The organism is Trinickia acidisoli (assembly GCF_017315725.1).
Lineage (GTDB): Bacteria > Pseudomonadota > Gammaproteobacteria > Burkholderiales > Burkholderiaceae > Trinickia > Trinickia acidisoli.
Map to the genome: position 1 here is coordinate 2,107,123 of NZ_JAFLRG010000002.1, position 26,415 is coordinate 2,133,537.

19 protein-coding genes and 3 pseudogenes are annotated in these 26,415 nt (G+C 60.2%); 15 read left to right on the forward strand and 7 right to left on the reverse strand.

Annotated elements, in window-relative coordinates:
- Nucleotides 1-20 precede the first annotated feature (20 nt).
- The 4 genes from J3485_RS27640 to J3485_RS27655 form a co-directional block, all read right to left on the reverse strand.
- The gene (locus tag J3485_RS27640) at nt 21-812 is read right to left on the reverse strand and encodes an SDR family NAD(P)-dependent oxidoreductase (RefSeq protein ID WP_242538954.1); all 792 of its coding nucleotides are present in this window, start codon (nt 810-812) and stop codon (nt 21-23) included.
- A complete protein-coding gene (locus J3485_RS27645) occupies nt 809-3,160 on the reverse strand; it encodes a bifunctional salicylyl-CoA 5-hydroxylase/oxidoreductase (RefSeq protein ID WP_206957744.1) in 2,352 nt (783 codons plus the stop codon). Before J3485_RS27645 ends, J3485_RS27640 begins: the two co-directional genes overlap by 4 nt.
- A 359-nt stretch (nt 3,161-3,519) precedes the next feature.
- Entirely contained in the window at nt 3,520-4,389 is an 870-nt protein-coding gene (locus J3485_RS27650) for a hypothetical protein (RefSeq protein WP_206957745.1), read from the reverse strand.
- A complete protein-coding gene (locus J3485_RS27655; RefSeq protein WP_206957746.1) occupies nt 4,377-5,459 on the reverse strand; it encodes a hypothetical protein in 1,083 nt (360 codons plus the stop codon). Before J3485_RS27655 ends, J3485_RS27650 begins: the two co-directional genes overlap by 13 nt.
- 574 nt (nt 5,460-6,033) lie before the next feature.
- Here J3485_RS27655 and J3485_RS27660 point away from each other — a divergent pair.
- The 3 genes from J3485_RS27660 to pstS all read left to right on the forward strand — a co-directional run bounded on the left by J3485_RS27660 (nt 6,034) and on the right by pstS (nt 10,771).
- Entirely contained in the window at nt 6,034-7,659 is a 1,626-nt protein-coding gene (locus J3485_RS27660) for an L-lactate permease (RefSeq protein ID WP_206957747.1), read from the forward strand.
- A gap of 467 nt (nt 7,660-8,126) precedes the next feature.
- Nucleotides 8,127-9,614, forward strand: coding sequence for an MFS transporter (locus J3485_RS27665; protein WP_206957748.1), 1,488 nt, complete (start codon nt 8,127-8,129; stop codon nt 9,612-9,614).
- Nucleotides 9,615-9,748: 134 nt separating this feature from the next.
- A complete protein-coding gene (gene pstS, locus J3485_RS27670) occupies nt 9,749-10,771 on the forward strand; it encodes a phosphate ABC transporter substrate-binding protein PstS (RefSeq protein WP_206957750.1) in 1,023 nt (340 codons plus the stop codon).
- A gap of 46 nt (nt 10,772-10,817) precedes the next feature.
- Here pstS and J3485_RS27675 read toward each other — a convergent pair whose 3' ends face one another.
- On the reverse strand, nt 10,818-11,564 hold the full coding sequence (locus tag J3485_RS27675) for a TetR/AcrR family transcriptional regulator (RefSeq protein WP_206957752.1): 747 nt from the start codon (nt 11,562-11,564) through the stop codon (nt 10,818-10,820).
- A 195-nt stretch (nt 11,565-11,759) separates the two neighbouring features.
- On the opposite strand from J3485_RS27675, the gene J3485_RS27680 reads away from it, so the two are divergent.
- The 7 genes from J3485_RS27680 (at nt 11,760) to argP (ending at nt 20,466) form a co-directional block, all read left to right on the forward strand.
- A complete protein-coding gene (locus J3485_RS27680; RefSeq protein ID WP_206958452.1) occupies nt 11,760-13,391 on the forward strand; it encodes a bifunctional 3-(3-hydroxy-phenyl)propionate/3-hydroxycinnamic acid hydroxylase in 1,632 nt (543 codons plus the stop codon).
- Nucleotides 13,392-13,400: 9 nt separating this feature from the next.
- Entirely contained in the window at nt 13,401-14,471 is a 1,071-nt protein-coding gene (locus J3485_RS27685) for a VOC family protein (protein WP_206957755.1), read from the forward strand.
- Nucleotides 14,472-14,506: 35 nt separating this feature from the next.
- Nucleotides 14,507-15,466 carry a fumarylacetoacetate hydrolase family protein gene (locus J3485_RS27690; protein ID WP_206957756.1) on the forward strand — a complete coding sequence of 320 codons (960 nt, stop codon included), beginning with the start codon at nt 14,507-14,509 and terminating at the stop codon, nt 15,464-15,466.
- Nucleotides 15,463-17,430, forward strand: a complete 1,968-nt coding sequence (locus tag J3485_RS27695) for an acyl-CoA synthetase (RefSeq protein ID WP_206957757.1) — start codon at nt 15,463-15,465, stop codon at nt 17,428-17,430. Before J3485_RS27690 ends, J3485_RS27695 begins: the two co-directional genes overlap by 4 nt.
- A gap of 85 nt (nt 17,431-17,515) precedes the next feature.
- Nucleotides 17,516-18,241: an OmpW/AlkL family protein gene (locus J3485_RS27700; protein WP_206957758.1), complete on the forward strand. Its 726-nt coding sequence runs from the start codon at nt 17,516-17,518 to the stop codon at nt 18,239-18,241.
- A gap of 108 nt (nt 18,242-18,349) precedes the next feature.
- Nucleotides 18,350-19,477, forward strand: a complete 1,128-nt coding sequence (locus J3485_RS27705; protein WP_206957759.1) for an NAD(P)/FAD-dependent oxidoreductase — start codon at nt 18,350-18,352, stop codon at nt 19,475-19,477.
- A 50-nt stretch (nt 19,478-19,527) separates the two neighbouring features.
- Nucleotides 19,528-20,466, forward strand: a complete 939-nt coding sequence (argP, locus tag J3485_RS27710) for an HTH-type transcriptional regulator ArgP (protein WP_206957760.1) — start codon at nt 19,528-19,530, stop codon at nt 20,464-20,466.
- Here argP and J3485_RS29185 read toward each other — a convergent pair.
- Nucleotides 20,467-20,574: pseudogene (locus J3485_RS29185) on the reverse strand (PDDEXK nuclease domain-containing protein); the annotation flags it as partial.
- A 364-nt stretch (nt 20,575-20,938) separates the two neighbouring features.
- Nucleotides 20,939-21,397 (reverse strand): annotated as a pseudogene (locus J3485_RS27715) (cation:dicarboxylate symporter family transporter); the annotation flags it as partial.
- Between J3485_RS27715 and J3485_RS29190 the strand changes: the two are divergent.
- From J3485_RS29190 to J3485_RS27735, 5 genes and pseudogenes are all read left to right on the forward strand, one after another.
- Nucleotides 21,391-21,579: pseudogene (locus J3485_RS29190) on the forward strand (hypothetical protein); the annotation flags it as partial. The pseudogenes J3485_RS27715 and J3485_RS29190 sit on opposite strands and share 7 nt — an antisense overlap.
- A 308-nt stretch (nt 21,580-21,887) precedes the next feature.
- A complete protein-coding gene (locus J3485_RS27720) occupies nt 21,888-23,336 on the forward strand; it encodes a methylenetetrahydrofolate reductase C-terminal domain-containing protein (protein ID WP_206957761.1) in 1,449 nt (482 codons plus the stop codon).
- Between the two features lie 73 nt (nt 23,337-23,409).
- Nucleotides 23,410-24,687: an MFS transporter gene (locus tag J3485_RS27725; protein WP_242538955.1), complete on the forward strand. Its 1,278-nt coding sequence runs from the start codon at nt 23,410-23,412 to the stop codon at nt 24,685-24,687.
- Nucleotides 24,688-24,769: 82 nt separating this feature from the next.
- Entirely contained in the window at nt 24,770-25,807 is a 1,038-nt protein-coding gene (locus tag J3485_RS27730) for a DODA-type extradiol aromatic ring-opening family dioxygenase (RefSeq protein WP_206957762.1), read from the forward strand.
- Nucleotides 25,808-25,952: 145 nt separating this feature from the next.
- Nucleotides 25,953-26,375, forward strand: coding sequence for a cupin domain-containing protein (locus J3485_RS27735; protein ID WP_206957763.1), 423 nt, complete (start codon nt 25,953-25,955; stop codon nt 26,373-26,375).
- The last annotated feature ends 40 nt before the right edge of the window (nt 26,376-26,415 follow it).

Genomic DNA, 26,415 nt, shown 5'->3' on the forward strand with positions numbered 1-26,415 from the left:
CGATGCGCGAACGGGGTCGCTCACATCACTTCTCCACCAGAGATCGATATCGATTGGCCCGTCATCGAGCCCGACTCGGGCATGGCGAGCCACAGTACGGCGTGCGCGACTTCGTCGGGCTCGATGAAACGCCGTTGAGGATTGGCGCGCTGCAGCGCCGCGCGTGCATCGTCTGCACTGCGGCCCGTTTTCGTGATGACTTGATCGAGCGACGTTTGCAATAGCGGCGTTTCGGTGTAGCCGGGGCAGACCGCATTGACGGTCACGCCCGTCGTGGCTGTTTCGAGCGCGAGCGCGCGCGTCAAGCCGATGACGCCGTGCTTGGCCGCGCAATACGCCGTGACATACGGATAGCCGATTTGTCCCGCCGTGCTCGCGACGTTGACGATGCGCCCGAAACCGCGTTCGATCATCGATGGCAATGCCGCTTGCGTGCAAAGGAATACGCCTGTCAGATTGACGTCGAGCATCCGTTGCCACAAGCCGAGATCGGTTTTGCCGAACGGCGCCGCTTGCGCTTGGCCTGCGTTGTTGACGAGGATGTCGATGGGGCCGAGCGCATCGCGCGCCGAGGCGAAGGCGTCTGCTACCGCATCGGGTTGCGTCACATCGACCGCGACGCAGTGAATCGCATGCGACTTGCCGAGCTCGGCGCGCTGCGCTTCGAGCTTGGCCGCGTCGCGGCCCATCAGCGTGACGCGCGCGCCTGCCTCGACGAGCTCACGGGCAATGGCCGCGCCGATACCGCTGCCACCGCCCGTGACGACGGCGTGCATGTCGTCGAGTGAATATGCGTTTGCCGTTGCGTTCATCGCGCGACCTCTGCCATAGCGGGCGCATGCGTTGCACGCTCGCGCTCGAAGTTGCGTTCGAGTTGGGCCTTGCCCGCGGCGTATTGCTTCGGCCAAGCGACATCGAAATAGCCGATCTTCGCCGCTTCGGTCAACGTCCAAGCCGGATTCGCGAGATGCGGCCGCGCGATGGCACAAAGATCGGCGCGGCCTGCGGCGATGATGCTGTTGACGTGATCGGCTTCGGAGATGGCACCGACGGCGATTGTTGCAATGCCGGCCTCGTTGCGAATGCGATCGGCGAACGGCGTTTGGAACATGCGCCCGTACACGGGCTTTTCCGCTTTGCTGACCTGGCCCGACGAAACGTCGATCATGTCCGCACCCGCCGCTTTGAATGCGCGAGCGATTGCGACGGCATCGTCGGGCGTGGTGCCGCCGTCGACCCAATCGTTTGCAGAAATACGAACCGAGATCGGTTTGCCTTGCGGCCAGACGTTGCGAATCGCCTTGAAGACTTGCAGCGGATAGCGCAGACGATTTTCGAGGCTGCCGCCGTATTCGTCGGTGCGCCGATTCGTGAGCGCGGAAATGAAGCTCGATAGAAAGTAGCCGTGAGCGCAGTGCAATTCGAGCCAATCGAAGCCGGCATCGTTGGCCATTTGCGTGGCGCGCACGAATTGCGCCTCGATCTCGCGCAGCTCATCGTGGGTAGCCGCGTGCGACCACTGGCTGACGCCTGCGAGATACTGCTGCGGCGAGGCGGACACGATCGGCCAATTGCCGTCCGGCAGCGGTTGATCGATGCCTTCCCAACTCACACGCGTCGATGCCTTCGCACCGGCGTGGCCCAACTGCATGCCGATCTTCGCATCGCTCATGCTGTGGGCGAAATCGACGATCCGGCGCCATGCATGCCGATGCTCGTCGCTATACATACCGGGGCAGCCTGGTGTAATGCGTGCTTCGGGCGACACGCAGGTCATCTCCGTCATGACGAGCCCGGCACCGCCCATCGCGCGCGCGCCGAGGTGCGTTAGATGATAGTCGCCGACGGTCCCGTCCACGGCCGAGTATTGCGCCATTGGCGAGACGATCACGCGATTCTTGAGCGTGACCTCGCGGACGGAAAACGGCGTGAACATCGGGGGAGTCGAATGCTTGGCATCGCGCTTGTGTTCGTGTGCCGTGCCGGCTGCTTCGGCGAGCCATTGCTCGAATGAGCGAACGTAGCTTGCGTCGCGCTCGCGCAGGTTCTCGTGCGAGATGCGTTGCGAACGCGTGAGCAGCGAGTAAGCGAATTGCTCGGGCTCGAACGAAGCGTAGCGCTCGACATGCTCGAACCATTCCGTCGAATTGCGAGCGGCGTTCTGAATGCGAAGCACGTCGACGCTGCGCGTTTGCGTGTAATGCGTGAGCGCCGCGTGTAGATCATGCGGATGCGCGTCGATACTGTCGGCCAGAGCGATCGCATCTTCGAGCGCGAGCTTCGTACCCGAGCCGATGGAGAAATGCGCGGTATGCGCGGCATCACCCATCAATACGACGGGCGTCGTGCTGCCGCCGGCGCGCGGCTTGTAATGCACCCACTCGCGATTGACGACGCGCGGAAAGCGAATCCATTGTGCGGAGCCGCGCAAATGCACGGCGTTGGACATCAATGGGTGGCCGTCGAGATACTTGGCGAACAGCCGCTCGCAAAAGGCGATGCTGTCCTCCTTGCTCATTTCGTCGAGGCCGGCGGCGCGCCATACGTGCTCGGGTGTTTCGACGATAAAGGTCGAGGTGTCCTGATCGAACCGATAGGCGTGCGCCTGAAACCAACCCCATTCGGTTTTTTCGAAGGCGAACGTGAAGGCGTCGAAGAGCTTGTGCGTACCGAGCCAGACGAAGCGGCAATCGCGCATGTCGATGTCGGGGCGGTACGTATCGGCATATTTCTGACGAATGGCGCTGTTGGCGCCGTCGCAGGCAATGACGAGGTCGGCGTCGTAAACGGCGTCGTCCGTGACGTTCGTTTCGAAGACGAGCTCGACGCCGAGCGCTTCGCAGCGCGCTTGAAGGATATTGAGCAGACGTTTGCGGCCGATGCCGCAAAACCCGTGACCTGACGAGCGGATGGTGCGCCCGCGGAAATGGACGTCGATGTCGTCCCAATGATTGAACGCATCGAGAATCATCTCGGCGCTGGGTGTGTCTGCGGTGCGTAGGTTTTCGAGCGTTTGATCGGAGAAGACGACGCCCCAGCCGAAGGTGTCGTAGGGGCGGTTTCGCTCGATGACGGAGACTTCGTGCGCAGGGTTGCGCAATTTCATTAGTAGTCCGAAATAGAGGCCGGATGGCCCGCCCCCGATGCAGACGATGCGCATGGTTGCTCCTCGCGTGTCGATGGAGGAAATTTAGAAGTAAATAGTTTAGGTGTCAAGTAAGTATGTGAGCAGCGGTGCCGAGAGCGCGACGTTGTTCCGAAACAATAAAGTCCGTCATGGGGGCGGATGGCGGGAAAGATTGCATCGCCTGCAAAGGGTTGACCGCCGGACCGGCCGCGAGGGTGGTGGGTGAAGTAGAGGCACCGGTCGATTGGCACTGCGGTTGCGGTGACGCCGCTGCGGTTGGCGCTGACCGGATTCGGGCAACGAGAGGCGCTTGTCCGGGCGTTGACCTCACGTGGCCGGCTGGGGCAGATTGTGCAGACGATGTCTGCACAACGAACGTTCATATGCGTGGCTCAACCCCGCAGCACCATGGCACGCAGCAGCGCGTCGATCTGTCCGAATGCATCCTGCTGCCACTGCTCGGGGGTGCGATCACCCAGCGCACGCGTGTCTTCGACGAAGCGCCTCACGCAGGTAGGCCCATAGCCATCGAAGGTGTCGAACTTCTCGGCGATGTGCCGGAAACCGCGTTCCCCACTCGGATGCCCTAGCAGTGGTCGGCATTCCTGTGCCAACACCTCAAGGCCGCCCGGGTAGTTCCGCACACAGTAGTAGATGTCGTAGGCGTCCTTCTGCTTGTAGCGGCCCGCCAGCGCATAGCCCTTCATCGCGAGAAGAGCGGGAATGGAGCACACCGCGATCTCTACGCGATTCGTCCCACCGTCCGGCATCGGTCCGGCCACAGCGACCAGTTGGTAGAAGCGCATTGCCAGGTCCGCGCCATCGGCGCGTTGTACGGCGAAGTTGTGGACCAACGGAGGATCATTCCTGACGATTTCCGCATCACGCGGCATCAGGAAGTCGACCACGACGTCGATCGCCTCTCCCCCATCTCGCGCGGGAACCCGGCGAACCAATTGGAAGCGCCGAAGGCCCTCGCGCTGGGCGTAGCCATGGCCTTGAAGCGCACCGACCAAGGTTGCGTACTCGCCTTCACCCAGCGCTTCCGCGTCTAGACCAACGTCCACGTCGAGCGTGCCGACGTGCGGCATGTCCTCGTTGGCCAGCAGTAGCCAAGGAACCGCGCCACCGATGATGGCGAACTTGCCCTTGAAGCTGCCGAGGATCTGGCCGATCTCGATCAGCACGGATTTAACTGCTGCAGTCGTCCGGTCGTCGTATTCGGCGGCTGACTGTGGTTCCTGGGGTGTCATTGGGGCCATGAGAGCCTTTGTAGGCGCAGGTGCTCGGCAGCCTCCGCGCCGCGTTCACCGGCAATGGAGAGGTCAAGGTATGTCTGAACTGCGCTCGTGCAGATCGCGCCCGGAGCAGGTTCAATCGTGTCGGCGAGCAATCCCAAGTCTTTTGGCACGATGACTACTACGTTCTCGCCTTTCGAGGCAGGCGTGAGCTTCAGTGCTGCCTGGAGCGTGCGCAGACCTTCTTCGTCGGCAAAGAAGTAATGCGTGCCGGTGCGCCCGTAAGGAGCAAGCCAATGCGCTGCCGAAAAAGAGGCGAAGACGGCATGTCCGGGGCCATCTTCGGCGCACAGAGCGCCGCGGGCCGAGTCTTCGAACGCACTGCCATGTAAGGGTGTGTAGAGCCGAAGCCGCTCACCTGGCGGCGCGGTGTAGCTATCTCGCCAAGCGTCGAGCAGCGCGTCCGGCTTTGAGAGGACGAGGCCATCGTCCGATACGCGCGCCCATTCCCGATCGATCAAGCCGGTGCGTACATTGCTGACGTGCCCAAGGCTGACCCCGGAGATTTCCGACAACTCGGTGACGCGCCATGCACGGCCTGGCTCGCGCAGCATGGCGCGTAGAACCTGTGCCGACTTCGGCCGGAACAGCGACTTGAGTTCGCGTTGCTCGGCCGCCGGCTTGTCCGTCACCATGCGTTCAATGAACACGCCGCCGAAGGCGATGCGGGCGTTTCCCTCCAGGTCGAGGTAGCCGACGCCTTTGTCTTCGCAAAGCTGCCTCACCGCGGGTGAAATGTAGGGCGCGATGAAGACGGGCGTTGCCAACGGCGCTCGCTGTGCGACGTAATTGCGCAGTTCCAGCAGGGCGGAACGGGCGTACCGCGGCTGGCCGTTCGACTTGTACGCGCAAATGAGCAGGTGTTGACGGCCGTCCACGAGCAACCGGGCGATCAAATCCGGCTCCCAATCGCCGGACACAGCTTCGGTCTCGATACCTTCGATCTGAAGGATCGGGATGTTCCGCAGCAGCCGCTGCAACGCATCACCAGCGCGGACTTCCACCTGTTTCATTAAATTCGGCTCTTTCAGCATTCGCTGAAAATACCATATTTTTTGAACTACAGGCAAATTTTCATTAAATTTCGTGCTTTCAGCGGATTCTGAAAATTCCTAAAATAGTGAAAATTGTGAGCATGGGCGGGGAGCGTTCCACACCATAGCTGTGTGTCGAGGTCAAAACCGATATCCGTTCTCGGCGCCTCACGTGCCGCAAGACGGACTTTATTCTCCGGGATCAGATTGTTCCGAAACAATAAAGTCCGTCATGGGGGCGGATGGTGGGAAAGATTGCATCGCCTGCAAAGGGTTGACCGCTGGACCGGCCGCGAGGGTGGTGGGTGAAGTAGAGGCGCCGGTCGATAGGCGCTGCGGTTGCGGTGACGCCGCTGCGGTTGGCGCTGACCGGCTCCGGGCAATACCGTGCAGCTACCGGCCTACTGTCCGTCATGCCAGGATTTGGGACTCGACGTGGACTCGCCACAAGACAGCATCTGCATTTTCTGCAAAAGTCGGGCCATTTCAGCGAATTTTTTCCTACACTTTGAAGCACATCACATTGTGATCATTTGTCTCCTGGCGTCGCCAATAATCAGAGGGAGTCAGGTCCATGTTTCAGCAAATCCTCAATCCGACCGGTAACCTGTTCCTATCCTGGTTGCTGGCTCTGGTGCCCGTGGTCGTTCTCCTCGTCCTGCTCGCCGTCTTCAGGCTTTCCGCCTGGCTTTCCGTGCTGATCGGGGCGATCGTCACCTTTATCCTGGCTGCGGCGGTATGGGGTATGCCGCTCGGAACGGGGATACGGGCTTATGTCTATGGTTCGCTGACGGGGATCTGGGCGGTCGACTGGATTACCTTCTGGGGCGTAATGCTCTTCAACTCGCTGACGCTCACGGGTGTGTTCGATGATTTCCGCCGCTGGCTGACCGCCCAGGGAACCGCTGACGTGAGAGTTCAGACGATCCTGTTTGCGTGGGCTTTCGGCGCATTGCTCGAGGGGTTGGTCGGATTCGGCTATCCCTGGGCGTTTGTGGCGCCGATACTCATCGGGCTCGGCATTCCGGATCTCGATGCAATCCGCGTTGCGGCGCTCGCCAATAACGCCCCCGTTTCCTACGGCGCGCTCGGCGTACCGATCCTTGCGCTGGGGGCCGTGACCGGCCTGCCGGTACTGGCGCTGTCAGCTTCGGTCGCGCATATCGTTGCGGTACTTGCATTGCTGCCGCCATGGGTATTGATCTATCTCGTGTCCGGACGAACCGGCTTGAGGGACGGCTGGCCGCTGGCTGTGGTCGGCTCGCTCGCTTATATCGCCGGGCAATATCCGGTCGCGGTTTTCCTGGGTCCCTATTTGCCAGACGTGACCGGCTCGATCGTCTGCTTTGCCGCGCTGTTCGTGCTGCTCAAGTTCTGGCGCCCGAAACGCACGCTTGGCTACGGCGGAACGCCGATCGATACGGATCGCGCCAAAGCCGCCAACGCGCCGCACGGAATGACCCGCGCGCAAGTATTGCGAGCATGGCTGCCATTTATCGTGTTGATCGTTGTGGTTGTCCTGTGGACTGGCCCATGGTCGCCACTGCCGAAGATCGTATGGCTCAAGCTCTCTGTGTCGGCGGCGTCGTCGATTCACCAGGGCGCCACGGTGGGCGCGGTATTTTCCTTCGCACCTTTTATTGGCGGTACGGCAATCTTCGTCGCTTGGCTGATAACGGCGCTCTTGATCGGCATGAAGCCCGCACACTATGCGGAGGCGTTCAGCCGCACCTGGCATCAGATGTGGGGCGCCTTCCTCGTCGGGGTCTTCATATTTGGCCTCGCGTATATCTTCAATTTTTCGGGCATGGCCGCCTCGCTTGCCGAGGGATTTTCGAAGATCGGCGTCGCCTTCGTCATTGTCGCCCCGATCCTTGGCTGGATCGGTGTGGCGCTTTCAGGCAGCAATACGTCAACCAACGCGATGTTCGGCTTCTTCCAGGTGACAGTCGGGCGGTTGCTCGGCTTCCCAATCCTGCTCCTGCCGTCGCTCAACTCGGTGGGCGCCGAGGTAGGGAAGCCGGTCGCACCGCAAACGACGAGTGTGGGCGTCGCAACAAGCCGGTTTGTGCGCAACGAAGGCGAGGTCATCCGGCACAACATGGGGTGGACATTCATCCTGCTGGGTTACCTGATCATCATCGGAGTGGGCTTTTACCTGCTGGCGCCGGGAGTGATGACGCTGGCAACGGGCGGCTAGCCGCGGGCGGGGGGCGACATACTCCCGCTCTGCTCCCTGACTCGGAGCAATGATTGCTTAGAAGTCAAAATCCCGTTCGCGCATCTGCCCATCAACGTGCGCCGCACGGGCTGCGCTAGCATCCAGGTCGTCGTTCTTGGCCGTCGCGAGCCCCGCAAGACGGACTTTATTCCGCGGCAGGATCACTGGACGGCGATTTCCTCGGCACCTGTCATCCGCGCGACATTGGAGAGCGTCACCATCCCGTCATAAAGATTGCCGACGCTACGGTAATTACATGACGAGGAGCTTTCGCATGCGCGACGCAGCGGCCCGTCGCGAGCCCCGCAAGACGGACTTTATTCCGCGGCAGGATCACTGGACGGCGATTTCCTCGGCACCTGTCATCCGCGCGACATTGGAGAGCGTCACCATCCCGTCATAAAGATTGCCGACGCTACGGTAATTACATGACGAGGAGCTTTCGCATGCGCGACGCAGCGGCTACGGGCGAGTTGCAAAAAGAGACGCTCAAGTCGGTTCAGGAGTACATCGACGAACGGCCAATGTGGCCAGACGGTACGCGCCTTCCTTCGATCCCGATGACGGGAATGCAGTGGCGCATCTGGTCGCTGGCCGCGGCCGGAAAATTCTTTGAAGGCTTCGTCGTGTTCATGACGGGGGTGGCGTTGCCGCTGATCTCGCGGGAGTTTGGCATCAACGCGGCACAGAACGGATTTATCAGTGCGGCGAGCCTGTGTGGCATCCTCGTTGGCGCGGTGGGTTTGGGCGGCATGTCCGATCACTTCGGACGCAAGCGGATGTTCATCGTCGAGATGGTCATCTTCGTCGCGTTTCTCGTGCTGCTGGTTTTCTGCACCAATTTCGTCTCGCTCGTGGTCTGCCTGTTCGGTTTGGGTGTGGCGCTTGGCTGTGACTATCCGACAGCCCACATGATCATCTCCGAAAGCATTCCAAGCACGAGCCGCGGCAAGCTGGTGCTCGCCGCATTTGCCTTTCAAGCTGTGGGGGCGTTGGCGGGGACCGGCATCGGCTTTTTGGTGCTGTCGATGGCGCCTACGCTCGACGCGTGGCGCTGGATGTACGGCACGGCGATTTTCCCTGCATTGCTGGTCACCGTCGGGCGTTTCTTCATTACCGAGAGCCCAAACTGGTTGCACGTGCGCGGCGCGACCGAACGTGCGGAATTGGCCGCGCGCCGGCTGTTGGTTCGCTCGCCGCAGTATCCGGCCGAGATTGTTCTTGCGCGCGAGTTTGTCGTCGTCGGCAAGGGTGAGCACGAGAAAGGCGGCTTCCTTGCACTGTTTGAACGGAAAAACCTGCGCGCGACGATCTTCGCCTCGGTGCCTTGGTTCTTGCAGGATCTGGGGACTTACGGCATCGGTATCTTTACGCCGACGATTCTCGCCACGGCGTTTGGCGCCAAGGCTGATCACGTGCGCAGCATCGCCGATCTGATTCTCAACGACATCCTCGCCGCGAAGGGCGCTGCGCTGATCACGACCTTGCTGATCATTGGCATCATCTTCGCAGTTGCGCTTGCGGATAAGTGCGGGCGGATCTGGCTGCAAGTCATTGGCTTTATCGGTTGCGCGGCGGGGTTGCTGATCGCGTCGTTCTCCGACGGCTTCGATGGCACGACGAAAACCGCCATGATTTTCGTGGGCTTCATGATCTTCAACTTCATGACCAATCTCGGGCCGAACGCGCAAACCTACCTACTGGCCGGCGAGGTCTTCTCCACCGCGATTCGCGGAACGGGCGCAGGCTTCGCCGCGGCGGTCGGCAAGATCGGCGCGGTCGCCACGGCCTTTTTGTTCCCGATCTTGCTCGCCGGCATCGGCACCGGTCCGCTTCTTTATATCCTCGTGGCCACTTCGATTCTGGGCGCTGTGGTTACCTGGGTGTTCCGTATCGAAACCAATGGGGTGAACCTCGACGAGATCGGCCGCTAATCATCGGCGCTCGCCATGAGGCAGGCAATCGACGCAGTGGCTTCCCTAAGGTGATGGAGACGCGCATGGCTTACCGGCATAAAAGGCAGGTTTTCTGGTTGCGGTGGCGCACGTTTGCAGGAGTGAGGCTTGGCATGGCGATGATCGCGATGCTAGCTAGCGCGCCCGGTTTCGCGCAAGAGACGACGCTCAACGAGACAGGCTCGACCCTCCTGTATCCGCTTTTTACTACGTGGATTGCGCAATATGCCAAGTCGCATCCCGATGTTCACATCAACATCGGCGCGTCCGGCTCCGAGGCTGGAATCCAGCAGGTGATCGCGGGCAGGGTGAATATCGGTGCTTCGGATGCCTATATGTCGGATGCCGAGATCCGGCAACATCCGCATATCATCAATGTACCGTTGGCGATCGCCGCGCAGACGATCAATTACAACGTGCCGGGCCTGAACGCGCTTCATCTGAAGCTCGATGGGCCGACGCTTGCGGGTATTTATTCGGGGGCCGTGCGCTCGTGGGATGCATCGCAAATCGCGGCGCTCAACCCGGGTGTTTCATTGCCGCACCACGCGATCGTGCCGATTCGGCGCGCGGAGGGTTCCGGCGATACCTTCGTGTTCACACAGTTCTTGACGTTCTCGACCCCTTCGTGGGAGAGCGATCACGGATACGGTACGACGATCTCATGGCCCAATGTGCCTGGCGGCATGATGGCCGTGGGCAATGCGGGGATGGTGAAGGCGATTCAGTCGACAGCGTATTCGATCGGTTATGTGGGCGTGAGCTATAGCAACGATATCGCCCGAGCGAAGATCGGTACTGCAGCGCTGAAGAATGGAGCTGGCGAATTTGTCTTGCCCACCAAAGATACGATTATGGCGGGTGCCGCTTCGCTCGACGCGCGCACGCCGTCCGACGAGCGCCTGACGCTGGTGTTCGCGCCCGCCAGCGGGTCCTATCCGCTCGTGAATTACGAGTACGCGGTGGTGTCCGCCAAACAACCCGACCCCGCTACCGCGGCTGCGATGCGTCGTTTCCTGCTCTGGACGATCGTGCCGTCGGAAGATAACGAGGCTTGGTTGGCTGCGGTGCATTTCATTCCCTTGCCGCCGCACATCTGGGAATTGAGTCAGGCGCAGATTCAATCGATCAAATAGCGCTGGGGTGCTCGGCCAACCGGCAAGTTGGCAAGCCCACCGCAACTCACTCGCTTTCGATAGCGCGCTCATCAACAGGCAGCAGCCGATTCGCGATTTCTACCGCCTCGGCACGTGACAGGCCAAGCGTTCGCAGCATTGCCGCGGCTGCCCGTTCCGCGAATTGATCCTCCGCGTAGCCGAAGGCTTTCAGCATGTCAGTCAAGGGCGTACTGCTGGCGCCATCGCGCAACTCGACCGCAATCGAGGTGAGCACCGCGCCGCCAATCGTCACGACGCTCATCAGCGGGTCGTCGGCGGCAAAGCGCCCCGCGCCAATCCCCTTCTGAATGTCTCTCAGCAGCCGGGGCCCTAGTCCGCGGCTCAGCCCACGTGCCGAAAGCCCTTCCCGAATCAGGAAATGCCCCCAAACGGGCTCGCGCCTCGCTCGCATCAGCGCATGCCGAATCGAGACCGAAATGACTTCCGCGGGATCGGTTAGCTCAGCGGTAATGCGGTCGAGCGTGTCGGCGAATTCCTCGAACACCCAGTCCAACAGTGCGAGATGGATCGCCTCCTTCGACTCGAAGTGGTTATAGAACGAGCCGAAGCCGACGTCAGCGGCTTCCGTAATCTCGTTGATTGCCACCCCCTCCATGCCTTTGTCGGCCATCAATTTGAGCGCCGCTTCCATTAAACGCATGCGTGTCTCGCGTTTACGTCGAGCCCCGCGCGGTTCGCGTATGGGGGCAGTCGGCTCAATAGCTTCGACCGCTGCGTGCGGCGTTTTCGTGCGGCGAGGAGGGTTGGGCATCGGCATCCAGCAGGCTCACTGTGTTTCGAGTATACCTTCCATCATCGAAATTGACAAAATTATCAGTTATGACTTTAATGTCACAAAAGCGGCTTGAAGCGGTCGCTCCGTATGACGAATGGAGACGGTAAGGTGGCGCAGACGAACCAAGCAAGCGAGGGCAGGAAACCCGCCGACAAGGCAGAGCCACGCCAAATGCCGCTCGCGTTGCCGTCGCACGTGGACGTACTCGTGGTGGGCTGTGGACCGGTCGGCGCGACGGTCGCGAATTTGCTGGCGCGCGACGGGGTGCGGGTGCTCGTCATCGACAAAGCGACCGAAATCTTCATGGCGCCACGTGCGATCGCGCTGGATAACGAGGCGCTACGAATCCTGCAGTTCGCGGGCGTGACGGACGCCGATTTCGAAACCATTGCCATACCGCACGTGCGCATGCGTTCACCGTGGCTTGGCGAGTTCGGTCGAGTCAATACGCTTGGCAGTGCGGACGGACACCCGAAACTCGTGACTTTCTATCAGCCCGACCTCGAACGTTGCCTGCGCGCGCAACTCGCCGCAAAAAATGCGGCTCGAATGGCGCTCGGTCTCACGCTCATATCGTTGGAGGAGACGCACGCTCAGGCCATCGCGTTGCTGGACGATGAGTTTGGCCAGCGCCATCGCGTCAGTGCCCGCTACGTGGTTGGCGCCGATGGGGCTAGCTCAGTGGTGCGGCAAATGATCGGTCAGGAATTCAAGGGCAAAACGTTCCCGGAAGATTGGCTCATCGTCGACGCTCGTCATGTGCGCCGTCCCATCGACCACGTCGAATTCATTTGCGATCACCGTCGGCCCACACCGCACATGGTGGCGCCAGGCGCCCGGGAGCGCTGGGAGTTCATGCTTCGTCCCGGCGAAACGCGCAGCGAAATGGAATCCGACGCACGCGTTCGCGAGCTACTTGCACCGTGGGGTGGCCTCGACGAAATGCTCATCGAGCGCAAGGCCGTCTATCGGTTTCATGCGAGAACAGTGAAAGCATTCAGCAAAGGACGCGTCTTTCTCGCTGGCGACGCCGCGCACATTACGCCGCCGTTCGTGGGGCAGGGACTCGTCGCCGGCTTGCGCGATGCGGTGAATCTGTGCTGGAAGCTCACTTGGGTGGTTCAGGGAAGGGCCAGTACTCGCATCCTCGATACTTACGATCAAGAGCGCCGCCCTCACGTGAAGGCGATGATCGGCCTCGCGAAGTTCATGGGCAAGCTCGTCATGCCGCGCAATGCGGTAATCGCGTTGCTCACGCACGGCTTGATGCGACTTGTGCGACTTGTTCCCCCGCTGCGAGCGCATTTCGACGAACTCGGGATCAAGCCTAAAAACGTCTTCCGACGAGGTTTGTTCATTAAAGGTGCGGCCAGAACCCGGCTCGTACGCGGCGCCGTGCTTCCGCAAGGCTGGGTGCGTGGACGCGATGCCGCCATTTGTCTGAGTGACGATGCGCTCGGCACGGGCCTAACGCTGATTGGATTCGGCATCGATGCCGGCATAGCACTCGATACGAACACGCGTGCCGCATTCATCAACGCCGGCGGCTCGGTGATCCAGATCGTGCATCGCGGGCAGCATTTGCATCGCGCGGAAAGCGGGTGTTGGGAGGACCTGGACGGCACCTTCATGCCGCGAGTGGCGCCGTTCGGTTGGGCAGCCGTGGTGCGCCCCGACAAAACGATCCTGCACGATGGGCCAGCATCCGAATCGATGCGTCTCGTTCGCGAATCGCTTCAACTACTCGGCTCACCGGCACAAGCCCTGGCTCCGTCTGTGCAAATTGTCTTACCGTCTGCCTGAGGTTTCCGCATGAAACTCACCACCCCACAACCGGCCCGCCACGCGAGTCCGACGACGAAGGCATTGGCGCTCGCCTATCTGATGTTCGAACGCCCGGACCTCGAGAAGGCCGAGCAGTTTCTCAACGACTTTGGTATGCGGACCGTGTTTCGCGATGACGGATACCTGTTTCTTCGGGGGACTGCCGCGACGTCATTCTGCTACGTGATCAAGCGGGCAGAAAAAGCGCGCTTCGTCGGCTTCGCGCTCGAAGTGGATGGTATGGCATCGCTGGAAAAGCTCGCGCGCGTATCGGGCGCATCCCACATCGAAGCATCGCCATGGCCTGGCGGGGGACATCGAGTGCGGCTCGTCGATCCGTCGGGTTTTCGTGTCGACGCGATTGCGGGGCAGGCGGCGGTTAGCGCGCTGCCGCACCGCCCGCCGCTGCCGTTCAACTCCGTCGACGCGACGGTCCGAGTGAATGATACGCAGCGTCCGCCGGCCGGGGCACCTGAAGTGATTCGCCTTGGGCATGTGGTGCTGGAGGTGGCCGACTATCAAGCCACCTGTGCTTGGTACACCCACCATTTCGGCTTCATTCCGAGCGACATCCAAGTGCTGCCCGACGGTTCTCCTGCTGTCGCATTCATGCGACTCGACCTCGGTGCAACGCCGGCGGACCATCACACGCTCGCACTTGCGCAAGGATTCGCACCGATATACAGCCACAGCGCATTCGAACTCGTGGATGCAGATGCGATAGGTGTCGGGCAGCGCCTGCTGCGCGACAAGCGTTGGACGCATGCATGGGGCATCGGACGACACATCCTAGGGAGTCAGGTGTTCGATTACTGGCAGGACCCATGGGGCGATAAGCACGAGCACTACTGCGACGGTGATTTGTTCACAGCGCAGATGCCAACGGGCGTGCATGCGATCAGCCGAGAAGCGATGGCTCAATGGGGGCCGACGATGCCACCTAGCTTCACGAAGCCCAAGTTCACGCTATCGAATATCGCGGCGCTCTTGCGCAACTTGCGCCGCAGCCCCGACTTGACCGTCGCGAAGCTGCGGACGCTCGCGAAGCTGTTCGCTTGATCTCTATTTCTTGAAAGATTGTTCGAGGCGCATTCATGGCATTGCACGTTCTGCACTATCGATTCGAAGGCCGCGCGCGGTGGGGCGTGATCAGGGACCGTCGGATCACGCCGATACCGGGCGAATTCGCGACGACCGCTGCGTTTATACGCGCGTGTCGGATCGAAGAGTTGGCGGCGCTCGAGAGCGAGAGAACGATCCCCGAGTCGGACGTCGAATGGCTCTCACCTGTGACGAGCAATCAACAGTTCGTTTGTCAAGGTGCGAATTACCGTCAGCATATGATCGAATCGGGCATGGATCCGGATGCGAAGAAGTTCAACATGATCTTCACAAAAGCACCGAGCTGCATCGTGCCCGCGAATGCCTTCCTTGTGCGGCCGACTCACGTACGCTTTCTCGACTACGAAATCGAGCTGGGACTCATCCTCAAACGCGACATCACATCGCGCCGGACGATCGCTGAGGTCAATCTCCATGAGTACGTTGCTGGTGCGGTGATCGTCAACGACTACTCGGCGCGCGACATCCAAATTCCTCAGATGCAGTTCTACAAAGGGAAGAGCTATCGCACGTTCGGACCTGTGGGTCCCTATCTCTGCCTTCTGGAAGCGCGGGACATTGCCCAATTGCGCGATCTGCAATTGACGCTGACCGTGAACGGCGAAGTGCGTCAATCCGATTCCACGGCGAACCTAGTCTACGGCCCGGCCGAGACGCTGACGGAGTTGTCGGGCGTGCAGGATCTTTATGCGGGCGACCTGCTGGCAACGGGAACCCCATCTGGATGTGCGCTCAGCATTCCGTCACCGGCCAAGCAACGGATCGCAGGGTTGTTGCCGGAGCGCGCGAAGTGGCGAATCTTCGACAAAGTGCAAGCAGGTTGCGATCGGTATTTGAAGGCGGGCGATGTTGTCGAGTCGCGTATTGCAAGTCGTGACAGGACGATCGATCTCGGTGTGCAACGCAACTGTGTCATCGACGAGGTCGCATGAAAGCCGTCGCTACCGAAGCCGACGTGGTCGCAATCGAAATTCAGGGGCCGCCCGCCGACCTACCGGTCAGCACCTACGAGATGATTAGCCGAGGCGCGGCGCTCGATCCCTCTGCGCCTGCGTTGTCATTTTTTCTGCGCACGGGCGATCATTGCGAACCCGTTCGCTGGGCGTACTCCGAGTTGCTTCGCGACATCACGCGAACGGCGAACCTGTTCACGCGTCTCGGCGTCGATAGCCAGTCCGTTGTTGCCTACGTACTGCCCAACCTTCCTGAAACGCATTTTGTGATTTGGGGCGGCGAAGCGGCAGGCATCGTCTGCGCAATCAATCCGCTGTTGGAGAGCGCGGCAATCGCATCCCTGCTGAAGGCGGTGAATGCAAAAGTGCTGGTCACGTTGGCGCCGTTTCCCGGCACGGATTTGTGGCCGAAAATTCAACCGGTGCTGGCTCAAGTGCCTTCCCTGCGCCATCTCGTTCTGGTTGACCTGGCGAATCACGTGCGTGGGTGGCGGCGCCTTCCCGTCCGGCTCATGCGATACCGCGAAGCTCGGCGACTGCACGGCCGCCGCGGCGTGCGCGGCGCGGTTCCCGCCTTTATCGACATACATGACTTCACGCGATCGATGGCGCGCGAGTCGGGTAGTGCGCTGATGAGCCAGCGCCGCATCGACGCGGATGATTTCTCGTCCTACTTCTGTACGGGCGGGACGACCGGCCTGCCGAAGGTCGCGATGCGGCGACACGGAAACGAAGTGGCCAACGCGTGGAGCGTCGGGGAAGTGGTGGGCTCCGGGATCGGGCCGGGGAAGACGATCTTTTGCGGGTTGCCGCTTTTTCACGTGAACGCGGTACTGGCAACGGGGCTCGTGCCGTTCTCGCGCGGGGCGCATGTCGTACTCGGCACGCCCCAGGGCTATCGTGGCGAGGGGGTAGTCAAGCGCTTCTGGGAAATCGTCGATCGTCACCGAATCAACTTCTTCAGTGCCGTACCTACGCTGTACTCGGCGTTGCTCGATATCCCGATCGATGGTCACGACATCAGCTCGCTCGAATACGGGCTGTGCGGCGCGGCGCCTATGCCTGTCGAGATTTTCCGTGCGTTCCAAGAGCGCATCGGAGTGCGAATTCTCGAGGGTTATGGATTGACCGAAGGCACGTGCGTAAGCAGCGTCAATCCACCCAACGGCGAGCGCCGGCTCGGTTCGATCGGCCTACGGATTCCAGGACAGGCTATGAAGGCCGTGGTCCTCGACGAGGCGGGCCATTACGTACGCGACTGTGTGGATGATGAAGTAGGACTGTTGATCATCTCGGGACCGAACGTGTTTGCCGGCTACGTACAGCAAGAGCAAAACGACGGGCTTTGGCTTGGTCTGCCCGATGGCAAACCCTGGCTGAATACGGGCGACCTTGCGCGACGCGATGCGGATGGCTATTTCTGGCTCACGGGCCGGCGCAAGGAATTGATCATCCGGGGCGGGCACAACATCGACCCGGCGACGATCGAGGAGCCGCTGCACCGGCATCCCGCCGTCCAGATCGCCGCAGCCGTCGGGCGCCCGGACGCGCACGCGGGCGAATTGCCGGTTGCGTACGTTCAGCTCAAGCCGGGAGCAAGCGCCACCGAACAAGCGCTGATCGACTTTATGCGCGATGCGATCAGCGAACGAGCGGCTCTTCCGAAACGAATCCGCATCGTCGATGCGGTGCCATTGACTGCCGTGGGAAAAATCTTCAAGCCTGAGCTCAAGCGCCGCGAGATGCTGGACGCGCTGAATCATGCGCTGCGGGAGGCACACGTCCAGAGCGCGCGTTTGAGTATTCGAGATGACGCGGCGCGCGGCATGACCGTGCAGGTAGAGCTGACTGACGAGTCTGAGCTCGCAAAGGCAAATTCGACGCTAGGACGCTTCCCCTTCGCATACTCGATCAACCCGCCGCGGGCGCCAGCGCATAGCTAACCATTAAGAGGAATTTTCCACGCAACATCCTTTTGATTTACTTAGGACTACTAAATTTCTAAAACCAAAATTCGGAGACGAACACATGAAGCGCATCTACGCAGCAGCCGTAATGTCGATTGCAGCGGTTTCGGCTGCTCACGCCCAGTCAGCAGGTCAGTTGGTCATCAACGCGGGATGGTCACATTTTTCGCCCCAGGGCTCGAGCGACCCTTTGACAGTGAATGCACTAGGTCAGTCGGCAGTGATGGCAGGCAGCGGCGCCACCATTTCGAGCGGAGATACGTTCGGACTGACGGCCTCGTACTATGTGACCGACCACATCTCCGCGGACACGGAGATGGGCGTGCCTCCGACATGGCATTTGAACGGCTCGGGGACGCTTGCGGGTGCGGGCGAACTAGGCACGGCGCGAGCGTGGAGCCCAGCGATCCTCGTGAACTACCATTTCGGCGAACCGAATGCGCGTTTGAGACCGTATTTGGGAGCGGGCGTCACGTATACATGGTTCAGTAACGTTAAGCTCAGCAATGCCGTATCGGGTGGGCAAATCCTCGCTTCGCCTGCGGTCGGCACTGCGCTGGAGGGCCCGACGTCGGTGTCGTTGAGTCAGTCGTTTGCGCCCGTCGTCAATGCGGGTCTAACTTATAACATCGACTCGCACTGGTCGATCGGCGCTTCGATCGCATACTCGTGGCTTACGACCAAGGCGACGCTGACGACACAGTCGTCTGTCGGCACTGTCACGAGCACGACGAAGTTGAAAGTCAATCCGATCGTCACGTTCCTATCGGTTGGCTATCGTTTCTGATCCTTCGCGACGTAGTTGAACAGCAACGATCGCACCACCGCCCGCAGTTCCGGCTTGCGGGCGTATCGGATCCACGGGCGATACCATTCTTACTCCTACCGTGAAAACATGAACTCGTCCATCGCTTCCAATGGCGTCGTTATCTACGGTGGTGGCATGGCCGGCGCTTTACTTGCAAAGGCACTTTCATCTACCGCTCCCGTGACGCTTGTCGACCCCCTCGACTACTTCGAGGTACCGATGGCTGCGCCTCGCAATCTAGTGCGAGCAGACTTCGCCGATCAGGCTATCGTTCCATTTGAGCTTGCGCTACCGACGGTGAAACACATTAGGGGTAAGCTCATTACGATATCTCCGTCAGACGGGCTCATCGAAGATCGTCACGGTAAGCAGATGACGCTGAAGGCAAGCGTGACGGTGTTGGCAACCGGTAGCCGCTTCTCGAACGAACTGATGCGTGGGTTCGACGACAGTACGGCAAAACGGAAGTCGTTCTATGCGAAATACAGCGAGCGGATCCAGTCTGCCAAGCAAATCGTGATCGTAGGCGGTGGGCCCATTGGTGTCGAGGTAGCCGGCGAGATCGCAGAGGTATACCGCAACAAGAAGATCACCATTCTGGAGGCGGGGCCTCGCATCCTGAGAGGAACAACCGAAGCTGTTGCGGCGCATGCCATGCATCTTCTTCAGAGCAGAGGCATTACCGTTCGCACGAACGAAAGGCTTGTCGAGGGCGGCAGCGCTCCGCACGAGGTGTTTTCGAAACCCGGGGAGGCAACGACGACGAGCGGGGCTCGCATTCCCTATGACCTGATGATTTGGTGCATTGGGGGGCGACCGAATACGGGCTATATGCGAAAGCACTTCGCATCCCTGTTGAATGAGCAAGATCGTGTGATGGTGACCCCTGAACTCCTCGTGGTCGGGCGCACGACTATGTACGCACTCGGCGATATCACCAATCTCGACGAAAATAAAATGGCATGGCACATCGGCGGACAGGTGAAGGTTGCGGCCTGGAACATCCGTCAAACCCTCCTGGGAGAGGGCGACCGGCGAAACATGAAGCGATATCGCCCGCAGACGGGTAATCCGTCAATGGTCGTCACCATGGGCAGCAAAGCCGGCGTCGCGCATTTGAAAGGTGTCGGTATCGTGAAGGCCGGATGGTTCGTCAGCATGGTCAAGGCGCGCGACATGCTCGTGCCGAAGTACCGGAAAGAACTGGGCGTTTGACGCAGAGCAGAGTGATTTTTTTGATCAGCATTATTGTGTAGTTCGTTATCGTGAATTTTGACCGACGTTACCTCGAAGCATTCTCTGCCCTTGTACGAACTCAAAGCTTTGGGCTGGCCGCACGCGAACTCAATATCTCTCGAAGTGCGCTGTCGCAGCGAATCGCTGCTTTGGAAGGTGTCCTCGGCACCCCGTTACTCGTCCGTGACAGCGTTGTGCCGACGCCACCAGGCGAGATACTTCTTCATCACTGCCAAGCTGTGACGACGCTTGAATTCGATACGATGAAGCGGCTAAAGCTTGACACCCTCGCCCGGCCCAACGTCGCCATTGCCGTCAACGCAGATTGCCTGACGACGTGGTTTGAGCCGATTGCCTATGCCATTGCAAAGGAGAACGTGGCGATCGAGGTTTTCACTGACAACCAGATTGACGCTTTGACGGCACTTGCACGCGGGGAGGTCATGGGTTGGCTTTCGAAGACACGGACCGCTCTGCCGGGATTTGCGGCAGAGCCGATCGGGTTGATGGAGTACGAATGCGTTGGGACACCTGCGTTGGCGAAGCGGTATTTCGCTAATGGACTCAAGCGCGAAAGCGTCGTTGCCGCTCCCGCGGTCCTTCCAAATAGGAGCGACCCCGTGCATGAGGCATTTATCGAGAAGGCGCTGGGTTTCGTGGTGAGCGGCTATGTCGCACATTGCTTCCCGACTTTGGAGGCACGGCTTTCTGCTATTCGCCGTGGAATTGGGTACGGGCTTGTGCCGACGATGCTGGCTCGCGCATGGATGGACTCGGGGGACCTCGTTGGTTTGGCGCCGCAAGCCAAGATATCGGTTGACCTATATTGGCATCACTGGACGAAGGCCCCGCCGACTGACAGCGCGATCAGTAAGTTGGTAATGCGTCATGCGTGTAGAACGCTGACTCGATCCTGTGTGCTGCCGCTGCAGGACGTCCTGGCCGATTTGCCAGTAAAGAGAAACTAACTCATGGTTCACCGCCAGCGCTGCGCGCTGGCGTGCGGCCTCTACACGGGTTTTGAGTTCTGCAAGCCAGGTGGCGTAATCGGTGGGCGAGATAGCGACTTCGGTCATGCGGCTCCGTAGGGAAGTTCGCGCGCCACAGCGCGCGGTTGAGGACCGATTATCCCGTGGAGGCAAGATCGGGGCAACATTCGGGGCGATGCCCTTGCATCTGGACCCGTCCTTGAGCCGAGAGCTCTTTCATTCAATAACCTATGGTCTGTCTTGGGGGCAGGTCCCTTGGCTTATCTCATACCGATGATGCTTGGAATGGGTGGCAAGTCAGCCAGCGCCTGAAGCTCGTCGCACGGTGAACCGGCGGCGCCGTCATATTGACGATCCTAGGCATTGTCGCGGAAGGGGGGCCGCAGATCTTCTTGCCAATCACCTTGGCTGGTCATGGCCATGGCGCGCAGGATGAAGTGAAGTGGACGGCTCAATGCGCGTGAGACCGGACGACGCCGTCTTCGAGCGGCGGCCGATCCGCCATCCCAACCTCGGCGGACTCCAATGCATCAATGCTCGTATCCGAATTCCGGTTGAGCATCGCTTGCGCCGTGTTCATATCGAGCGCCCCTTCCCATCGGGCCACCACGATGGTCGCCACGCCATTGCCGATCAGATTCGTGACCGCACGGGCTTCATTACGAAACCGGTCAACGCCCAGCAATAGCACCAGACCGGACACCGGGATTTTGTGCGTGATGGTCAATGTGCCGGCCAGCGCCACAAACCCGGCACCGGCCACGCCTGCGGAACCTTTGAACGTCAACAACATCACGCTGAGCAACAGCAATTGCTCCCAGATCGTCAGGCGGATATTCATTGCCTGCGCGACGAAAAGGGCGGTCATTGTTAGATAGATCGCGGTACCGTCGGCATTGAAGGTATAGCCCCCAGCGAAACCAGGCAGCACGCGCTCGCGCATTCATTGATTTTCTGATCGACCACGTTCAGGCACCGTTCATCCCGGTCGAGACGGGCGCTTTGATCTACGCGAAAAAAAGAGTGCGGCACGCAAGCCTTGAGTCGCCGATAGCCGTGACGTATGGCGTGACAAGCATTGCCCTTCAATGACGCTTCGATCAGCCGCGACGCCGAGGACGGACGATTCGAACGCGGCTTTGGTTGTCGTCGCACCGCTGCCTCGCCGTGCAGCCGGGATCGATTTGAGCGATTTCCGCAAGGTAAGTGTGCGACCAGCGCGCTTTTTTCGGCTCCCCCTCCTCAGTAAGATCACTTCAAGCGCTTTTGCAACGGCGCTGTTCCCCCACGACCAATCGGGAATCGAGGCGAAATCGATGCCGACCTGGAGATTATCGAATGACACCTTCTTCCACTGAAGGCCGGGAATCAGCGATTCGGCACGGATCCGCGAATTCGCTATGAACCTTCTGCGTCGCTGGTCATTGAATCACGCACGCGGTTTGCGCAGGTTGTACCGTGTGTTCGAGCATGTCGCCCCTCACCTCGAGCTAATTGCTGGATGGATCGGCACGAGCAGGCTCGAAGCCATTTTGCTTCCGGTCGAACGCGCAACCAAAGGCGCGTTCTTCAATTGCCGAATGTGCGGACAGTGCGGCCTTTCGGTGACGGGCATGGCCTGCCCGACGGGCTGTGCCAAGGGCATGCGCAACGGACCCTGCGGGGGGGTGCGCGCCAACGGTCATTGCGAAGTCGAACCCGAGCGCCGGTGTACCTGGGTGGACGCGACTGAAGGCGACACGCGCATCCGTCCTGGCCATACGAATACCTGGACGCAGCGAGTCGCTCCGCGGGACTATCGGCTTGCCGGCAAATCGACGTGGGTGCCCATGATCGCGCCGAAGGCGCCAGCCAGGGCTCTCCCGCCTTCACACCATGCAGCCGCGGTGTCGTCCGCTTCGCACTTCTCAGAGGATCCGGTCGTCAACCGATTTGAGACGCTGTGCCGCGAGCGAAGCAGCTTCATCGTCACGGTCGAGATCTCTCCGCCCGACTCGGCGGACCCGCAAGCGCTTCTGAGGCGAGCCGCTGTGTTCAGCGGCCTGACAGATGCCATCAACATCACTGACGGCGCGGGAGCCAATTGTCACATGTCCAGTGCGGCTGCCAGCGCGCTCCTCCACTCGGCGGGCTACACGCCCATCAGCCAGGTCAGTTGTCGCGACCGCAATCGCATCGCGCTGCAAGGCGACGTGCTCGGCGCTGCTGCGCTGGGCATCCGTAACGTGCTGTGCTTGACGGGCGACGACGTGTCCCAAGGTGATCATGCTGGCGCCAAGTCGGTGTTCGATCTGGACTCGGTCAATCTCTTGCACACTTTGCGTGGCATGCGCGAGCGCGGCGAATATGCCTCAGGCCGCAAGCTCGAACACGCCCCACGCCTCTTTCTGGGCGCATCGGCCAATCCCTTCGTGCCGCCATTCGCCGAGCGCATCGGCAACCTTCAGCGCAAGGTCGATGCCGGAGCGCAGTTCATCCAGACGCAGTTCTGCTTCGATCTGAATCTGCTGGAGCATTTCATGCACGAAGTGCGAGCGCGGGAACTGCATAAGCGGGCGGCAATCATCGTCGGCGTTGGCATCCTCTCGACAGCCAAGGCGTTGAGATGGATGGCTGACCATGTGCCTGGCGTGAACGTACCGAGCTCGGTCACCGAGCGCATCGCCGCGGCGACCGATCAGCGTCTTGAAGGAAAGCGCTTCTGCATAGAAATGATTCGAAGCGTTCGCAATATTGAGGGCGTTGCCGGAGTCCATCTCATGGGTTACAAAAACGAGGACGTGTTGGCCCAGATCATCGTGGAGGCGGGCCTGCGCGCTCCGGCTCAGAGAATCGAGTCAGTCTCGTGAAGCGATCCGCCGATTCGCGACGACATATGCGTGGTCGTTATGAAGATAAACAAAGAAATTGGAGACAGTACATATGAGGACGATTGAGATGGAGATAAGGGCATCGGACCGATTCGGGGTTGCGAGCCGTTGGGCCACCCTCGCGTTACTGGCGCTCGGTGTGCTGATTTCCTTTATCGACCGCACGAGCATGTCCGCTGCGCTGGCGGACAATGGGTTCATTCGAGAATTCGCGCTGACGAACGTTGATCGCGGCTGGGTCAACTCAGCGTTTTTCTGGTCCTACGGCGTCGTTCAAGTCCCCATGGGGTGGGCGGCCGATCGTTACGGTGTGAAGTGGCCTTACGCCATTTGCTTTGCGCTTTGGTGCATCGCCACTGCGCTCATGGGTGCGGTGACGGCTCTTACCGGTCTGCTCGTTGCGCGCTTGATCATCGGCATGGCCGAAGCCATCGTGATTCCTGCGAGTTATCGGTGGATTCGATACAACTTCGACGAAAGCCGAAACGGCCTGGCAGTCGGCATTTTCACTATGGGCAATAAGTTCGGCCCCGCCATCGGCGCACCCGTTGGCGCCTGGCTCATCGTCAATTACTCTTGGCAGGCCATGTTCGTTGCGACCGGCGCCGTGGGCGTGCTTTGGCTGGTTCCCTGGTTGCTGTGCGTCCGAAACGATTTTCCGTCCCAAGCAGAACGCCGTGCGAAAACGCGCCGAGACCCGGCAGTGTCTTTCGGCAACATTCTGTCCAGTCCGGTTGTCTGGGGCGGCATGATCAACAGTTTCTGCTACGGCTACTTCACGTTCTACTGCGCGACCTGGATGCCCGCTTATCTGGTCGAGCAACGTGGCCTGTCTCTTGGACAGTCCGGGCTTTATACCTTCTTCAGCTTTGCTGGAATCGCAATGGTCGGGGCAATCTCGGGGTGGGCTGCGGACTGGATCATTGCCGGCGGACGCGACCCCATCTTTGTGCGCAAAGCATTCGTCATCGCGGGCTTCGTGGGTGGATCCACCGTTTTGCTAGGCGCCTACGCAGGATCGCTTTCGATGGCGTTGTTCTGGAACGTGTTCTCTCTTTCTTTCCTCGGCCTTGCCACCGCGAACGCACTGGTTCTGTCGCGTCTTACTTTGCTCCCCAAACAAGCAGTCGGGTTAGTCACGGGCGTTCAGCAAATGGCGACCAGCTTCTCGGGCGGTGTGGCGGCAAGTCTTTCCGGTTGGCTGCTCCATCTGGGCGGCAGCTTCACGCTGCCCATGATGGTGATTTTTGTGTTTTTGCTGATCGGTGCAGCATCAACGGCCATCCTGCTTCGCCCGGAATGGGCGCCGAAGGTGATCGCTGTAGTGTGACCGCTGCAACCACTCCGCACGGAGCCCATGCTGAATGCCGGGGGCATCCGTTTTCATTCACTCACCAAATCATTGAAAGCACGTGGCGAAAATTACGTTTGGCATGGCGGTGCCGCACAGCGGCATGCTCGGGCAGGCACCGGAAGACTGGCTCAACAACGGCGAGCGGGATCGAAACAACGCGGAACTTTGGTACCGCAATCGGACCTGGACCTATCCAGAGCTCGAAGCGCATCGTGGGGCCGCATTCGAGCAATACCTGACGCTCGACGAGCGCACCGCGCGCGCGGCGCGCTGCCGTGACGCGCTCGACAAGATGGCCGCCGCCTATCGCGATGCGCGCATCGACGTCGCGATCATCCTCGGCAAAGATCAGAAGGAAATGTTCACCGATTTCCTGCCCTCGATCGCGATCTACTCCGGAGAAGACGTGCACAACGGGCCGCCTCAGCGCTCTGTCTACGCGCCGGACCATCACGTCACGCATCAGTGCCATCCGCAGCTTGCCAACTATTTGATCGAATACTTCCAGCGTGAGCGCTTCGATCTGACCGATCTCTTCGCGTGGCCCGACAACGTGTGGATGAAACCGCTACCCGAGTATCCGGTGGTGCCGCATGCGTATAGCTTCGTCTATCACCAGATCATGAACGACGATCCGCCGCCGCATGTGCCGATCATCATGAACTGCTTCTATCCGCCGACGCAGCCGTCGATGTCACGCTGCATCGAATTTGGTCGCGTACTGCGCGATGCAATCAATGCATGGCCCGAAGACATTCGCGTCGGCATCATCGCTTCGGGCGGCCTTTCGCACTTCGTCAACGACGAAGAGTTCGACCGCAGCATCATAAAGATGCTGGCCCGCTATGACTACGATGGACTCGCCGCCGTCGACGAGCGTTCGTACCAATCCGGCACCTCGGAGATAAAACTCTATGTCAGCGTAATGAAGGCCGTTCAGGACACGGGCGCCGAGATGACGCTGGTGGATTACGTTCCGTGTTGGCGCACGCCTGCCGGCACCGGCGAGGGCATGGGCTTCATGTACTGGAATGCCGCCGACTGCGCGACGCCGCTCCTCACTCATGATCGAAATGGCAATGAGCCAACCGCCTGAATTTGCGCCGTACTACGCTCGCGCCTACCATTGAGCAAACCGACAAGTTGCTTCGACTTTCATGCAGCGATTCCGTTGGGAAAACTCACTCCCTAACCCGTTTGTCTCCACGAGTCCTGGCCGACTTCAATCAAGGTGATCCATCATGAGCAGCGACAGCCTAAGCCTTCAGGATGTCATAAGCATGTTTGCCATGGAGCGGCATCATGCGGCGGGATGGTATTCGCCACATTATGCCGATAGTGAGATCTGGGGGCGGCCCAAGCTTTCGTCGATGTACTACTTACTAGCGGGCGATGATCCTCTTCCCCTGCACCGATTGGACGGCATCGAGGTGTGGCATTACTACTTGGGCGCGCCCGCAGAAATGGTCGTGACCAACGGAAGCCGCATACATGAAGTCAGCGTACTCGGTTCAAATCTAACGGCCGGCGAGCGCCCGCAACTCGCCGTGCCGGCGCATTTCTGGCGCTCTTCTCGCAGCCTGGGGGCATGGACACTGCTGGGCTGCACCATGTCGCCGGGTTACTCGCCCCGAAGCTCGTTCGTCCTCAATGCGAATGATTAGGAGTCCTGAGCCGAGGGTGAGCGCCGCGCGCTCGTGATTT